This is a genomic window from Ornithinicoccus halotolerans (assembly GCF_009602535.1).
In the GTDB taxonomy this organism is placed as follows: domain Bacteria; phylum Actinomycetota; class Actinomycetes; order Actinomycetales; family Dermatophilaceae; genus Ornithinicoccus; species Ornithinicoccus halotolerans.
On sequence record NZ_WIQI01000073.1, the window covers coordinates 1 to 14,577 of the forward strand.

At 74.9% G+C, this 14,577-nt stretch carries 13 protein-coding genes; 12 read left to right on the top strand and 1 reads right to left on the bottom strand.

Annotation, left to right across the window (positions count from 1 at the left end):
* Window positions 1-1,165 (top strand): DUF5719 family protein (locus GFJ45_RS16395; RefSeq protein WP_194288635.1); only part of this gene is annotated, 1,165 nt, incomplete at its 5' end.
* A gap of 49 nt (window positions 1,166-1,214) precedes the next feature.
* Here the strand turns inward: GFJ45_RS16395 and GFJ45_RS11720 are convergent.
* Window positions 1,215-1,610, bottom strand: a complete 396-nt coding sequence (locus GFJ45_RS11720; RefSeq protein ID WP_153397415.1) for a metallopeptidase family protein — start codon at window positions 1,608-1,610, stop codon at window positions 1,215-1,217.
* A 90-nt stretch (window positions 1,611-1,700) separates the two neighbouring features.
* On the opposite strand from GFJ45_RS11720, the gene GFJ45_RS11725 reads away from it, so the two are divergent.
* The 11 genes from GFJ45_RS11725 to GFJ45_RS11775 all read left to right on the top strand — a co-directional run bounded on the left by GFJ45_RS11725 (window position 1,701) and on the right by GFJ45_RS11775 (window position 14,359).
* Window positions 1,701-2,069: a DUF3499 domain-containing protein gene (locus GFJ45_RS11725; protein WP_153397417.1), complete on the top strand. Its 369-nt coding sequence runs from the start codon at window positions 1,701-1,703 to the stop codon at window positions 2,067-2,069.
* Between the two features lie 11 nt (window positions 2,070-2,080).
* Window positions 2,081-3,505 carry a phosphohexomutase domain-containing protein gene (gene manB / locus GFJ45_RS11730; RefSeq protein WP_153397419.1) on the top strand — a complete coding sequence of 475 codons (1,425 nt, stop codon included), beginning with the start codon at window positions 2,081-2,083 and terminating at the stop codon, window positions 3,503-3,505.
* Window positions 3,506-3,514: 9 nt separating this feature from the next.
* Entirely contained in the window at window positions 3,515-3,757 is a 243-nt protein-coding gene (locus GFJ45_RS11735; RefSeq protein ID WP_153397421.1) for a Trm112 family protein, read from the top strand.
* Complete coding sequence (locus GFJ45_RS11740) at window positions 3,757-5,049, top strand: SIS domain-containing protein (RefSeq protein ID WP_153397423.1); 1,293 nt, start codon at window positions 3,757-3,759, stop codon at window positions 5,047-5,049. The genes GFJ45_RS11735 and GFJ45_RS11740 overlap by 1 nt, the downstream gene beginning before the upstream one ends.
* A 45-nt stretch (window positions 5,050-5,094) precedes the next feature.
* Window positions 5,095-6,018: a tryptophan 2,3-dioxygenase gene (locus GFJ45_RS11745; RefSeq protein ID WP_153397425.1), complete on the top strand. Its 924-nt coding sequence runs from the start codon at window positions 5,095-5,097 to the stop codon at window positions 6,016-6,018.
* The gene (locus GFJ45_RS11750; protein WP_228386923.1) at window positions 6,015-7,256 is read left to right on the top strand and encodes a kynureninase; all 1,242 of its coding nucleotides are present in this window, start codon (window positions 6,015-6,017) and stop codon (window positions 7,254-7,256) included. Before GFJ45_RS11745 ends, GFJ45_RS11750 begins: the two co-directional genes overlap by 4 nt.
* Window positions 7,257-7,265: 9 nt before the next feature.
* The gene (locus GFJ45_RS11755; protein ID WP_153397426.1) at window positions 7,266-8,672 is read left to right on the top strand and encodes a mycothione reductase; all 1,407 of its coding nucleotides are present in this window, start codon (window positions 7,266-7,268) and stop codon (window positions 8,670-8,672) included.
* 5 nt (window positions 8,673-8,677) lie between these two features.
* The gene (gene ahcY, locus GFJ45_RS11760; protein WP_153397428.1) at window positions 8,678-10,153 is read left to right on the top strand and encodes an adenosylhomocysteinase; all 1,476 of its coding nucleotides are present in this window, start codon (window positions 8,678-8,680) and stop codon (window positions 10,151-10,153) included.
* A gap of 81 nt (window positions 10,154-10,234) precedes the next feature.
* A complete protein-coding gene (mtrA, locus tag GFJ45_RS11765; protein WP_153397430.1) occupies window positions 10,235-10,912 on the top strand; it encodes an MtrAB system response regulator MtrA in 678 nt (225 codons plus the stop codon).
* A 4-nt stretch (window positions 10,913-10,916) separates the two neighbouring features.
* On the top strand, window positions 10,917-12,584 hold the full coding sequence (mtrB, locus tag GFJ45_RS11770; protein ID WP_153397432.1) for an MtrAB system histidine kinase MtrB: 1,668 nt from the start codon (window positions 10,917-10,919) through the stop codon (window positions 12,582-12,584).
* Window positions 12,581-14,359 carry an LpqB family beta-propeller domain-containing protein gene (locus GFJ45_RS11775; RefSeq protein WP_153397434.1) on the top strand — a complete coding sequence of 593 codons (1,779 nt, stop codon included), beginning with the start codon at window positions 12,581-12,583 and terminating at the stop codon, window positions 14,357-14,359. The genes mtrB and GFJ45_RS11775 overlap by 4 nt, the downstream gene beginning before the upstream one ends.
* Window positions 14,360-14,577: the final 218 nt, after the last annotated feature.

Below are 14,577 nucleotides of genomic sequence, written 5' to 3' on the forward strand. Positions count from 1 at the left end.
GGCGGTGCCGGTCACGCTCACCAGCGCCGGCTTCGCCGACCTGCTGGGCTACACCCTCCCGCAGCTGCCGGGGGTGGCGGCCGCGCAGCTCTACCTGAGCCAGCAGCAGGAGCGTCGCGGGCTGGCCACTGCGCCCTGCACCGAACCGGTGACCGAGGCCTACCTGGTCGCCGGCGGTGGGCAGGCCGGCCGCGCCGAGCGGCTGGTGCTGCAGAACCCAGGGGGCAACCCCGTCACGGTCGACGTCACCGTGCTGGGCAGCGGCGGCACCCTCGAGGCGCCCGGTGGCCAGGGCGTCGTCGTCGCGCCCGGGCAGCGAGCGGTGCTGCTCGTGGACGCGCTCGCTCCCGGCGAGGAGTCGCCGGTGCTCCACGTCGAGGCCGAGGGTGGGCCGGTCACCGCTGCCCTCGGTGACCGGTGGCTCGCCGGCACCCGGGACCTGGGCATGGCGGTGACCCCGCCGGCGACCCTGCCCGGCACCGACCTGCTGCTGCCGGGGGTGCGGGTCCCGGACAGCGACCGGACGCGCGCCAGCGCGCAGCTGCGAGTCGCGGTGCCGGGCGAGACGGAGGCGGTGGTGCAGGTGCGCCTGCTCACGCCGGAGGGGCCGGCGCGGATCGGCGAGGACGTCACCCGGGTCCCCGCGGGGCAGGTCGTCGACATCCCGCTCGGTGACCTGCCCGCCGGTCACCACGCGGTCCAGGTCCGCAGCGACGAGCCGGTGGTGGCGGCGGCGATGCTGAGCCACCGCGCCACCGACCAGGTCCCGCCCGCGCACCGGGAGGGCCCCCTGGGAGACCTCACCTGGCTGCCGGCCACGGAGCCGGTCGGGCGCCTCGCCGGCGCACCCGTCGCCGGTGCCGGCGACCTGGAGACCACCAGCGTGCTGGTGCTGGCCGCACGCGAGGAGCGGCAGGTCACCGTCGTCACCGTCGGCCCCGAGGGCGCGACCAGCGAGCAGGAGGTCAGCGTGCCGGCCGCCGGCACCGGCACGGTCCGGGCCCCGGCCGGCGGCAGCGTCTGGGTGCGCGGCGGTGACGAGCACGTCCACGCCGCCCTGGTCACCGGCGCGGGGGACAGCGCGGGCCCCTACCTCGCGGCCACGCCGCTGCTGCCCTCCCCGCTGACCCGCGACATCTCCCAGCTGGTGCCCTGGCTGCCCTGACCGGGCCAGCCGCCCGGGCGGGCGGTCTGCCAGGGCCGGCGCCGGGCGGCTACACCAGGTCGTCCGGGTCGCTTCCGGTCAGCGAGGCCACCTGCTCGGCGAGGACCTCGTGCACCAGCAGCGCGAGCTCGCCGGCGGACCGGGCCCGGGTCTCCACCGGCCGGCGGTAGATGACCACCCGGGCTGGCAGCCCGGGCTCGGCCGGGAAGGTGCGGCCCAGCGCGACCCGCTCCTCCCACGGCGCGGGGTCCGAGGGCGGGACGTCCTCGACCGCCACCTCCAGCGACTCCAGCGAGCGCCCCAGCCGGCGCTCCACCGCGGCCAGCGCGTCCAGGACCAGGTCGTCGAAGCGGCGCGCGGGCGGAGCCATCAGCGGCAGCCGCGGCCAGGCCAGCGGCCCGCGCATGCCGCGGCCGTGCCGGTCCCGGCGTCCCGTGCTGCCCATGCGGGTCAGCCTACGTCCGGACCGGCCCGCCCCGGGCCCTCCGGCGTGGTGGTGCCGTCGATGTCGGGGCGAGCGCATAGAGTCGCCCGCGTGACCGTGACGCGCCGATGCTCCAGGACCGGATGTGGTGAGCGTGCCCTCGCCACGCTCACCTACGTCTACGCCGAGCAGACGGCCGTGCTGGGGCCGCTGGCCACCTACGCCGAGCCGCACTCCTACGACCTGTGCAGCCGCCACGCCGAGCGGCTCACCGCCCCGCGCGGCTGGGACGTCGTGCGGCTGGCCGTGGACGAGGAGGAGGCGCCCGACGACCTGGTGGCGCTCGCCGAGGCGGTGCGGGAGCACAAGGCCGAACGCGCCGCCGGGACCCGGCCGGTGCCCGCCGCCGCCGGCGAGGTGTCGGCCGGGGTGACCGAGGTGGCCCGCCGGGGCCACCTGCGGGTGCTGCGCGACCGGTAGTCTCGACGGCCGTGACCTCCTCCCGGCTGCACGACATCGTCAAGGCCTACGACGTCAGGGGCCGGGTCCCCGACCAGCTGGACGCCGGCGTGGCCCGGGCGCTGGGAGCCGCGTTCGCGCAGGTCGTGGTGGCCCCCGAGCGGCTGCCGGGCGTGGCCGTCGGCCGGGACGTGCGGGCGAGCTCGCCGGAGCTGGCAGCCGCCTTCGCCGAGGGGGTGGCCGAGCAGGGCGTGGACGTGGTGGCGCTTGGCCCCTGCTCCACCGACCAGCTCTACTTCGCCAGCGGCCGGATGGGGCTGGCCGGGGCGATGGTCACCGCCAGCCACAACCCGCCGCAGGACAACGGCCTGAAGCTGTGCCGCGACCGGGCGCGGCCGGTCGGGCAGGACAGCGGCCTGGCCGAGGTCCGCGACCTGGCGCAGTGGCTGCTGGACCGGGGGTCGCTGCACGCGCTTCCCCGGCCCTCCCGCGTCGGCGACGTGCGCACCGAGGACGTGCTCGGCGACTACGCCGACCACCTGCACTCACTCGTCGACCTGGACGGCGGCCGCCCGCTGCGGGTGGTCGTGGACGCCGGTAGCGGCATGGCCGGCCTGACCGCGCCGGCCGTGCTGGACTGTCCCGGGCTGGGCGTGGAGCTGGTGCCGCTCTACTTCGACCTCGACGGCAGCTTCCCCCACCACCTGGCCAACCCGCTGCTGCCGGCGACGCTCGCCGACCTGTGCCGTACCGTCCGGGAGACGCGCGCCGACCTGGGGCTGGCCTTCGACGGCGACGCCGACCGCTGCGTCGTCGTCGACGAGCGCGGCGAGGTCGTCCCGCCCGCGGTCGTGGCCGCCCTGGTCGCTGACCGCGAGGTGCGCCGGGCGGTGGCCGCCGGGACCCCCGCCGAGCAGGTGGCGGTGGTGCACAACAGCATCACCTCCCGGATCGTGCCCGACACCGTCCGCGCCGCCGGTGCCCGGCCGGTCCGCTGCCGGGTCGGCCACTCCTTCGTGAAGGCCTGCATGGCCGAGCACGACGCGGTCTTCGGTGGGGAGCACTCGGCGCACTACTACTTCCGGGACTTCTGGTTCGCCGACTCCGGGATGCTGGCCGCGCTCCACGTGCTCAGCGCGCTGGCCGGCCAGGCCGGGCCGATGTCGGCGCTGGTGGACCGGTACGGCCGCTACGTCGCCTCTGGCGAGATCAACACCGCGGTGCCGGTCGCCGAGGTCCCCGCCGCCCTGGAACGGGTGCGGGCGTGGGGGCGCCAGCAGGGCGCCGAGGCCGAGGAGCTGGACGGGGTGATACTGGTGCACGAGCAGCACCCCTGGTGGTGGCTCAGCCTGCGCCCGAGCAACACCGAGTCGCTGCTGCGGCTCAACGTCGAGGGCCACGAGGCGGGCACCGTCGACCGGGTCCGCGACGAGGTCCTGGCGCTGGTGCGCCGGTGAGGAGGACGAATGACCGAGGCTGCTGACGGTGAGGCCGGCACGGAGGCGGGGCTCGCGCTGGACCCGTGGGTGCGCGAGGTGCTCCGGTGCCCGGTGGGGCGGCACCGGCTGCTGGAGGTGACCGGGCCCGACGGCGCCCCCGCGCTGCAGTGCGCGGAGGACTGCGGCGCCCCCGGGCAGCGGCGCCGCTACCCGGTCGTCGACCAGATCCCGGTGCTGCTCGCCGACGACGCCGAGCTGGTGTCCGGCTGATGGCGCCCTACCTGGACGAGGCCCTGCTCGACGACGTCGAGGAGCTGGTCCGCAAAGACAGCCGCGACACGCTGCGGGCACTGGCCACCGCCGGCGCCCAGGTCAGGGAGGGGGTGACCCTGGCCGAGGAGGCGGGGATCGAGCGGCTGGGCCGCCAGGACCGGCCCCGGGCCGTGGTCGTCGCCGCCCTCGGCGGCTCCGCGCTGGTCGCCGACGTGCTGGAGCTGCTGGCCGAGCCCGGCTCCCCGGTGCCGGTGCAGGCCAGGCGCAACCTGCCGCTGCCCGGCTGGGTGGGGCCGCTGGACCTGGTCGTGGCGGTCTCGCTGTCCGGTCGCGCGCCCGGCCCGCTGGCGGTGGCCACCGAGGCCGCCCGGCGCGGTGCCTCGCTGCTCACCGTCGGCGCCGAGGACTCCCCGCTGGCGGAGGTGTGCCACCGGGCACGCGGCGTGCACGTGGGCACCGGCCACGGCCGGGCCAGCTCCCGCACCGCGCTGTGGACGCTGCTCACCCCCGTGCTGCTCGGCGGGCACGCGCTCGGGCTGCTGCAGGCCCCGCCGTCGGTGCTGGCCGAGGTCGCCACCCGGCTGGACGAGCAGGCCGAGACCCACCGGCCGTCCTCGGAGACCTTCGTCAACGAGGCCAAGCTGCTGGCCTGCCAGCTGGCCGAGACCATCCCGGTGGTGCTCGCCGACGGGCCGCTGACCGGCGTGGCCGCCAACCGCGCCAGCGCGATGCTGGCCCGCACCGCCCGCGTCCCCGCGCTGTGCGGGGAGCTGCCCGACGCCGCCGGCCAGGTCGTGGCCTGCTTCGACGGGCCGTTCACCACCCCGCTGGACGGGGGCCGGCCCGGCACCTACGACGACCGGCGGATCCGGCTGGGGGACATCGACACCAGCGAGTGGGAGCCACGCCACTTCGACGCGCCGGAGGGCAGCCTGATGGAGCACCCCGGCGGCCCCGAGGGGGAGAGCGGGCGCGACGTCTTCGCCGACCCGTTCCTGGACAACCCCAGCATGCCGCAGCTGGGGCTGCTGCTGCTCCGCGACGCCCCCGTCGACCCGCCCACCCGGGAGTCGACCCAGGCGCAGGCGCTCACCGACGCGGTGCAGCAGACCGCCCGGGAGGCCGGGGTGCGGGTCATGGAGGTCGCGGCCGGGCCCGGGGCGCCGCTGACCCGGCTGGCCGGGCAGCTGGCCACGGTCGACTTCGCGACGACCTACCTGGCGCTCGGCCTGGGGCTGGACCCGGCGGTCTCCCCGCACGTGGCGGACCTGCGGGACCGCACCGGCTGAGGCGGGCGCCATACTGGCCCCGACGTCGTCGCAAGGAGGCAGGACGTGACCCAGGACCGCCAGGGTGCCCGCGGAGACCCGGAACCGCGGGGCAGCAGCCGGCGCGAGCTGGAGCCCGAGATCCGGCGCGACCTGTCGGGGACGCTGTCCTACGGTGACTACCTCGACCTGCACCGGGTGCTGTCGGCCCAGCACCCGCAGGCGGTGCCGCCCCGGCACGACGAGATGCTGTTCATCATCCAGCACCAGACCTCCGAGCTGTGGCTGAAGCTGATGGTGCACGAGCTGCGCTCGGCCATCGGGCTGGTGCGCGCGGACGACATCCACCCGGCGCTGAAGCGGCTGGCCCGGGTCAAGCACATCCAGCACACCCTCACCGAGCAGTGGTCGGTGCTGGCCACGCTCACCCCGAGCGAGTACGCCCAGTTCCGGTCCGCGCTGGCCTCCGGCTCCGGCTTCCAGTCCTGGCAGTACCGCACCGTGGAGTTCCTGCTCGGCAACAAGGACCCGCAGATGCTGCCGGTCTTCGAGCACGACCGGGAGGTCCACGAGGAGCTGCGCCGCACGCTGGAGGCCCGCAGCCTCTACGACGAGGTGCTCGCCTGGCTCGCCAGGAGGGGCCACCCGGTGCCCGAGGAGGTGCTGGAGCGGGACTGGAGCCAGCCCTACACCCCGCACCGGCAGGTGGTCGACGCGCTGGCCGGGATCTACGCCGAGCCCACCCGGCACTGGGCCGCCTACGAGCTGTGCGAGGCGCTGGTGGACGTGGAGGACAACTTCCAGGTCTGGCGGTTCCGGCACCTGCGCACCGTGCAGCGCATCATCGGCGGCAAGCCGGGCACCGGCGGATCCTCCGGGGTGCCGTTCCTGCGCCGGGCGCTGGAGCTGACCTTCTTCCCTGAGCTCTACGACGTCCGCTCCCGCATCCAGGACGTCCGGCCCGGTGGCTACCACGGGGCAGCGCCGTGACCGACCGGGAGCGGGCGCGGATGCTGGACGAGGCCGACCCGCTGGCGGACTACCCGGCACGGTTCGAGCCGGCCCCCGGGGTCGTGGCCTACTTCGACGGCAACTCGCTGGGCCGGCCGGTCGCCGGGCTCGCCGAGGAGCTGGTCAGGTTCGTGCGCCACGACTGGGGCACCCGGCTGATCCGGTCCTGGGACGAGCAGTGGATGGGCTGGCCGGAGGAGACCGGCGACCTGGTCGCGGCCGCTGCCCTGGGCGCCGCCCCCGGGCAGACCGTGGTGGCCGACTCGACGACGGTGCTGCTCTACAAGCTGCTGCGCGGCATGGTCGCCGCCCAGCAGCAGGAGGACCCGGCCCGGGTCGAGCTGGTCCTGGACACCGACAACTTCCCGACCGACCGCGACGTCGCCGAAGGGGTCGCGGCCGAGCGGGGGCTGCGGCTGCGCTGGATCGAGGCGGACCCGGCCGCCGGCGTCACCCTCGACCAGGTGCGCGCGGTGGTGGGGGAGCGCACCGCGGTCGTGCTGCTGAGCCACGTCGCCTACCGGTCCGGCTGGCTGGCCGACGGGCCCGGCGTCACCGCCGCCGCGCACGAGGCGGGCGCGATGGTGCTGTGGGACCTGTGCCACTCGGCCGGCTCGGTGCCGCTGGCGCTGGACGAGTGGGGCGCCGACGCGGCGGTCGGGTGCACCTACAAGTACCTCAACGGCGGGCCCGGCGCGCCGGCGTTCGGCTACCTCGCCCGGCGCCACCAGGACCGGGTGCGGCAGCCGGTGCAGGGCTGGATGGGCCGCCGCGACCCGTTCACGATGGGCCCCGGCCACGAGCCCGCGGCCGGCATCCGCGCCCTGCTGAGCGGCACGCCGCCGGTCGTGGGCATGGTGCCGGTGCGCGCCGGGGTGCGGATGCTCGCCCAGGCCGGCATCGGGGCAGTGCGCGCCAAGTCGCTGGCGCTCACCGACCTGGCCCGCGCGGTCGTCGCCGGGTGGCCCGAGGAGTGGGGCGTGCAGGTGGCGTCCCCGGCCGAGCCCGCCCGCCGCGGCGGCCACGTCACCCTCACCCACCCCTCCTTCGCCGACCTCACCGCCGAGCTGTGGCGGCGGGGGGTGGTCCCCGACTTCCGCGCCCCGGACGGCATGCGGATCGGCCCCGCGCCGCTGTCCACGACCTTCACCGAGCTCTACGACGGGCTGATGGTGCTGCACGACCTGCTTGCCGAGCGGGACGGGGCCCGGCGCTAGGGTCACCGGGTGGCGCACTACGACCTGGTCATCATCGGCTCCGGATCGGGCAACTCGCTGGTGACCCCCGACTTCGCGGGCCGGCGGGTCGCGGTCGTGGAACGGGGCATCTTCGGCGGGACCTGCCTGAACGTGGGCTGCATCCCCACCAAGATGTTCGTCTACGCCGCCGAGGTGGCCACCACGGTCCGGGAGGCGAGCCGCTACGGCGTCGACGCCACCCTGGACGGGGTCCGCTGGCGCGACATCCGGGACCGGGTCTTCGGCCGGATCGACCCCATCAGCGAGGCCGGCCGCCGCTACCGGGTCGAGGGCCCCGACACGACCGCCTACCTGGGCCAGGCCACCTTCACCGGTCCGCGGGAGCTCGAGGTCGAGATCACCGACGGGTCCGGGCAGCACGAGGTCGGCTCCCGGCACCGGGTCACCGCCGACCAGGTCGTGCTGGCCACCGGCTCCCGCCCCGAGATCCCGCCGGTGGTGGCCGGCTCGGGCGTGCCCTACCACACCTCCGACACCGTGATGCGGATCGAGGACCTCCCCGACAGCGTGGTGATCGTGGGCGGCGGGTTCATCGGTGCCGAGTTCGCCCACGTGTTCTCGGCGCTCGGCGTGCGGGTGACCATGCTCACCCGCGGGGCGCACCTGCTGCGGCAGCTGGACGGCGAGATCAGCGAGCGGTTCACCGCGCTGGCACGCACCCAGTGGGACGTGCGCTCCGGCGTCACCGTGCGCCGGGTGCGCCGCGCCGGGGCCGAGGTGGTGGTCGAGCTGGAGGGCGCCGAGCCGGCCACCGGTGACCTGCTGCTGGTGGCAACCGGGCGGCGGCCCAACAGCGACGGGATGGGGCTGGACGCGGCCGGGGTGGCGGTGCGCGAGGACGGCCGGGTGGCCGTCGACGAGTACGGCCGCACCACGGCCGAGGGGGTGTGGGCGCTGGGCGACGTTAGCGCGCCCTACCAGCTCAAGCACCTGGCCAACCACGAGGCCCGGGTGGTCGCCCACAACCTGGCGCACCCGGAGCGGCTGCGTCGCTTCGACCACCGCTACGTCCCCGCGGCGGTCTTCACCCACCCGCAGCTGGCCACCGTCGGGCTCACCGAGGGCCAGGCCCGCGCCGCCGGCCACGACGTCAGCGTCAGCGTGCAGAGCTACGGCGACACCGCCTACGGCTGGGCGATGGAGGACAGCACCGGCGTGGCCAAGCTGGTGGGCGACCGGCGCACCGGGCAGCTGCTGGGCGCCCACCTGATGGGACCGCACGCCTCCTCGCTCATCCAGCCGCTCATCCAGGCGATGAGCTTCGGCCAGCGCGCCCACGACGTGGCCCGGGGGCAGTTCTGGATCCATCCCGCCCTCGCCGAGGTGGCCGAGAACGCGCTGCTCGGGCTGGCGGGACCCGGCGACATACAGTAGGCGCCATGGCACCTCAGCGCAGCACCACCACCGTCGACTTCAAGGTCCGCGACCTCGACCTCGCCGAGGCCGGCCGGCACCAGATCCGGCTCGCCGAGCACGAGATGCCGGGGCTGATGGCGCTGCGCGAGCGCTACGCCGGCCAGGCGCCGCTCGCGGGCGCCCGGATCGCCGGGTCGCTGCACATGACCGTGCAGACCGCCGTGCTCATCGAGACCCTCACCGCACTGGGCGCCCAGCTGCGCTGGGCCTCCTGCAACATCTTCTCCACCCAGGACGAGGCGGCCGCCGCGGTCGTGGTCGGTCCCGACGGCACCCCGGAGGAGCCGCGGGGGGTGCCGGTGTTCGCCTGGAAGGGCGAGACGCTGGAGGAGTACTGGTGGTGCACCACCCAGATCCTCAGCTGGCCGGGGGAGGAGGGCCCCAACCTCGTCCTCGACGACGGCGGTGACGCCACCCTGCTGGTGCACAAGGCGCGCGAGTGGGAGGCCGCCGGGGCCGTGCCCGGCGCCAGCGAGGAGGACCCCGAGGAGTGGCGGGTCATCCTGCAGACGGTGCGCGACACGCTGCAGGAGGGCCCGGAGGGCCGCTGGGCGCGGGTGGCCGCCGGGATCCGCGGGGTCACCGAGGAGACCACGACCGGCGTGCACCGGCTCTACCAGCTGGCTGAGCGCGGGGAGCTGCTGTTCCCGGCGATCAACGTCAACGACTCGGTCACCAAGTCCAAGTTCGACAACAAGTACGGCTGCCGGCACAGCCTGATCGACGGCATCAACCGGGCCACCGACGTGCTGATCGGCGGCAAGCAGGCGGTCGTGTGCGGCTTCGGTGACGTCGGCAAGGGCTGCGCCGAGGCGCTCGCCGGGCAGGGGGCCCGGGTGGTGGTCACCGAGGTCGACCCGATCTGCGCGCTGCAGGCGGCGATGGAGGGCTACCAGGTGCTGCGGCTGGAGGACGTGGTCGAGACCGCTGACTTCTTCGTCACCACCACGGGCTGCCGCGACGTCATCACCGCCGACCACATGCGGGCGATGAAGGACAAGGCGATCGTCGGCAACATCGGCCACTTCGACAACGAGATCGACATGGCCGGGCTGGCCCGCGTCCCCGGCGTCACCCGCACCGAGATCAAGCCGCAGGTGCACGAGTGGACGATCCCGGCCGCGGACGGACGGCCGGAGCACTCGGTGATCGTGCTCGCCGAGGGGCGGCTGCTGAACCTGGGCAACGCCACCGGGCACCCGAGCTTCGTGATGTCCAACTCCTTCAGCAACCAGGTGCTGGCCCAGCTGGCGCTGCACACCACCCCGGAGGACTACCCGCTCGGCGTGCACGTGCTGCCCAAGCAGCTGGACGAGGAGGTCGCCCGGCTGCACCTGGACGCCCTGGGGGTCCGGCTGTCGGAGCTGACCAAGGAGCAGGCGGAGTACCTCGGTGTGGACGTGGCGGGCCCCTACAAGCCGGACCACTACCGTTACTGACCGCAGCGCGACCGGCCACGCGGTCCGGCCCGACCACGAGCGGGGCACCGGCCGGAGGCCGGCCGACGGACGAGGAGAGCGATGAACCCGAAGATCCTGGTGGTGGATGACGACCAGGCCCTGGCCGAGATGCTCGGCATCGTGCTGCGCAAGGAGGGCTACGAGGTGGCCCACTGCGCGGACGGGGGCCGGGCGCTGGCCATGTTCCGGGAGTTCCGACCGGGGCTGGTGCTGCTGGACGTGATGCTGCCCACCCTGGACGGGGTCGAGGTGTGCCGGCAGCTGCGGGAGGAGTCCCACGTGCCGATCGTCATGCTCACCGCCCGCACCGACACCACCGACGTCGTGGCCGGGCTCGAGGCCGGCGCCGACGACTATGTGGTCAAGCCGTTCAAGCCGCAGGAGCTGCTGGCGCGGCTGCGGGCCCGGATGCGCCGCAGCGACGGCCAGCGGCCGGCGATGCTGCAGGTGGGTGACCTGGAGATCGACGTGGCCGGGCACGCGGTCAAGCGCGACGGCGAGCCGCTGTCGCTGACCCCGCTGGAGTTCGACCTGCTGGTGACGTTGGCCAGCAAGCCCTCGCAGGTGTTCGACCGGGAGACGCTGCTGGAGAAGGTCTGGGGCTACCGGCACGCCGGTGACACCCGCCTGGTCAACGTGCACGTGCAGCGGCTGCGCTCCAAGATCGAGCGCGACCCGGAGAACCCGCAGCTGGTCGTGACGGTGCGCGGAGTCGGCTACAAGGCGGGACCGGCGTGAGCCGATGATCGACGCCGCCCGCGAGCAGCTGCGCCGGGTCGGGCTGCTGTGGCGCTCCTCGCTGCGGGCGCGCGTCATCAGCACGACCGTCGCGCTGGTGCTGCTGCTGTCGGCGCTGGTGGGCACGCTGCTGTTCGCCCAGGTCGCCGACGGCCTGGTGCGGCAGGCGGTCTCCAGCGCCACGCTGGACGCCGCGCAGCAGACGCAGCGGGCGCAGGAGATCTTCGACGCCCTCGACCGCCGGGACGACGCCAGCCTCAACGCCGCCGCCTTCGACACCGTCAACATGGTGGCGCCGGCCGACCAGAGCACCCGCCGCGCGGTGCTGGTCCGGGGGCTGAGCAACGACCGTGACGTCATCATCAGCACCAACGCCAGCCCCGCGGTCGAGCCGCAAATGGTGCCCGGGGAGCTGCGGGGGCAGGTGGACGAGGACAGCGGCCACCAGCAGGTGATGGTGACCCGGGTGCCGTACGCCGACGGCTCGGTCGTGCCCTCGGTCGTGGTGGGGTCGCGGGTCGACCTGCCCCGCGCCGGCGCCCACGACCTGTACCTGTTCTACCCGATGGAGCGCGAGCAGGGCACCCTGGACCTGCTGCGGGGGACCTTCCTCGTCGCGGGGCTGGTGCTGCTGGTCGGCATGGCGGCGATGGCCTGGGTAGCGGCGCGCATGGTGACCGTGCCGGTCGGGGTGGCCGCGGAGGTGAGCCAGCAGCTGTCCGAGGGCAACCTGGACGAGCGGCTGCCGGTGCGCGGCTCCGACGACGAGCTGGACCGGCTGGCGGTCTCCTTCAACAGCATGGCCGACAGCCTGCAGACCCAGATCTCCCAGCTGGAGACGCTCTCCCGGCTGCAGCAGCGGTTCGTCTCTGACGTCTCCCACGAGCTGCGGACGCCGCTGACGACGATGCGGATGGCCGGGGAGGTGCTGTACGCCTCCCGCGACGACTTCCCGGTCCACCTGGCACGGTCGGCCGAGCTGCTGCGCGAGGAGCTGGACCGGTTCGAGGACCTGCTCACCGAGCTGCTGGAGATCTCCCGCTACGACTCCGGCGCCGCGGTCCTGGACCTCGAGCGCACCGACCTGCTCGCCATGGTCCACAGCACCGTCACCGGCCTGCGCCGGCTGGTGGAGGAGAGCGGCAGCACCGTCACCGTGCACGCCGACAGCGAGGACGCCTACGCCGAGGTGGACCGGCGCCGGGTGGCGCGGATCCTGCGGAACCTGGTCGGCAACGCCGTCGAGCACGGCGAGGGCAACCCGATCGAGATCGCCGTCACCGGCTCGCCCGACGGTGACATCGTCGCGGTCGCGGTGCGCGACCACGGCATGGGCATGGACCCGCACCAGGTGCAGCACGTCTTCGAGCGGTTCTGGCGCGCCGACAGCGCGCGTACCCGCACCACCGGCGGCACCGGCCTGGGACTGGCGATCTCCCAGGAGGACGCCCGGGTGCACGGCGGCTGGCTGCAGGCCTGGGGCCGGCCCGGTGCGGGGGCGTGCTTCGTGCTCACGCTGCCGCGCGTCGCGGGTACCGTGGTTCCCGAGCCGCCGCCGCTGCAGTCCGGTGACGTCCGTGACCTCCACCTGGGCGCCGCGGTGGCCCAGGCCGAGGACCGCCAGGCCGAGGAGGACACGGTGCCGCCCACCCTGCCGCAGGAGCCGCGATGAGGATTCTTCACCGGTTGCTGCTGCCGCTGCTCCTGCTGGGGCTGGCGGCGTGCGGCGGGCTGCCCACCAGCAGCACGGTGGACCGGGGGCTGCCGGTGCTCAGCCAGCCGCAGCAGGGGGTGCAGGTGCTGCCGTCCGGGCCGGCCGCGGGGGCTGACCCGGTGGAGATCGTGCGCGGCTTCCTGCTGGCCAACGCCGGTTTCTCCGACGACCACGAGGTGGCCCGGCAGTTCCTCACCGAGGACCTGGCCACCCAGTGGTCGCCGACGGCGCAGGTATTGGTCTACGACGGCCCGCTGCAGCTGGAGAACGTCGGTGGTGCCGTGGAGGCCTCGCTGGAGGTGCAGGGCGTCGTCGACGAGCAGGGCCGGCTGACCGAGCTGCGCGAGGGCACCTCCCGTACCGAGCGGTTCACCATGACCCGGGTGGGCGGGGAGTGGCGCGTCGGGGCCTTCCCCGACGACTTCGGGCTGTGGCTCAGCCGCGCCGAGTTCGACCGGATCTACCGGGCGGACACGCTGCACTACCTCGCCCGGCACCGGGACGTGTTCGTGCCCGACGTGCGCTGGTTCCCGGGGTACGCCCAGGGCTCCGGCATCCCGACCGCGCTGGCGCGGGCCCAGCTGCGGACGCCACCGGACCACCTGGTGGGCGCGGTGCGACCCACCGCGCCCGAGGGTGTGGAGCTGTCCTCCTCGGGCGTGCCGGTCGACGCCAGCGGCACCGCGACCGTCGACCTGTCCGGGGCCGGGCTCGGGCAGGCCGAGCTGGGCCAGGTATGGGCGCCACTGGCGCAGACGCTGTTCCAGGCGCCGGGTGTCAGCCAGGTGCAGCTGCAGTCCGGGGGCCGGCCGCTGGAGGTGCTGGGCCCGGACGGGGGGCAGATCGCCGGTGACGCCGGCAGCGTGAACCAGCTGGGGTACCGGACCGCCGAGCGGACGGCCCGGTTCGGGCTGCTGCGCGAGGGCGCGCAGCTCAGCTACGTCGACCCGTTCGAGTACCGGCTGCGCGACTACGAGGGCCCCGGCGCCCAGGAGCTGACCGAGCTGCCCGACGTGCCGGTGGCGTGGACCCACCTGGCTGCGAACTCCCGGGTGGCCGACCTGGCCGGCGTGTCCGCCGACCGCAGCCTGCTGTGGCGGTGGCACGACGGCGAGAAGCGGGTGATGTCCGGTATCGGCCAGCAGCTCACCGAGCCCAGCTACGACCAGAGCGGGCAGCTGTGGGTGGCCGGCCGTGCGGCCCGCGGACCGCGGGTCTGGACCATGGACACCAGCGTGCCGCTGCAGCGGGCGGTCGCGCGCCCGGTCACGGCCGAGTGGCTGCAGCGGGGCACCCAGATCCTCCAGCTGCAGGTCGGGCCCGACGACCACCGGGCGCTCGTCGTCACCGCCGAGGAGGACGGCCGCCACGTGCTGGGCATGTCCGGCATCGTCCGTGACCGCGAGGGCAACCCCGAGGCGCTGACCGAGCCCCGTCCGGTGGCGCCCACGCTCACCCAGGTCACCAGCGTCGACTGGGCCTCGCCGACCACGGCGGTGGTGCTGGGTCGGCGGGCCGACGACGCCAGCGACGTGCCGTTCGAGGTGCCGCTGGGCGGGTGGCTGCGGCCGATGTCGCCCGTGGAGGAGGCCCACCACGTGCGTGGCATCCCCTCTGGTGAGGACTGGGCGGTGGTGCTCATCTCCGACCTGGGCCGCATCTACACCCAGGAGGGCGCCACCGGCTGGTACAGCGCCGTCAACGGTGACGACGTCATCGTCCCCGGCGGCTGACCCGGGCCGTCCCCACCGGTGCCCCACGCAGCGGGCGCTCCACCCACCCCGCCCACCCGGGTGACCCGGCCGCGCCCTCACCCCAGGGTCGGGGCCATGGCCGGCCGTCCTGCCCGCACCGGCTCTCTGCTGGCCGAGGCGGGCCACGGCGAGGAGGTGCTCTCCGTGCAGATCGACCCCGCCCAGGTGGAGCAGCTGCGTGAGTCGTTCCCGGTGCT

Bases quoted from the DNA above. Each gene is read 5' to 3' on its own strand.
- GFJ45_RS11775 (WP_153397434.1), top strand. From the start codon at position 12,581: ATGAGGATTCTTCACCGGTTGCTGCTGCCGCTGCTCCTGCTGGGGCTG.
- GFJ45_RS11740 (WP_153397423.1), top strand. From the start codon at position 3,757: ATGGCGCCCTACCTGGACGAGGCCCTGCTCGACGACGTCGAGGAGCTG.
- ahcY (WP_153397428.1), top strand. From the start codon at position 8,678: ATGGCACCTCAGCGCAGCACCACCACCGTCGACTTCAAGGTCCGCGAC.
- mtrB (WP_153397432.1), top strand. From the start codon at position 10,917: ATGATCGACGCCGCCCGCGAGCAGCTGCGCCGGGTCGGGCTGCTGTGG.
- GFJ45_RS11720 (WP_153397415.1), bottom strand. From the start codon at position 1,610: ATGGGCAGCACGGGACGCCGGGACCGGCACGGCCGCGGCATGCGCGGG.
- mtrA (WP_153397430.1), top strand. From the start codon at position 10,235: ATGAACCCGAAGATCCTGGTGGTGGATGACGACCAGGCCCTGGCCGAG.
- GFJ45_RS11735 (WP_153397421.1), top strand. From the start codon at position 3,515: ATGACCGAGGCTGCTGACGGTGAGGCCGGCACGGAGGCGGGGCTCGCG.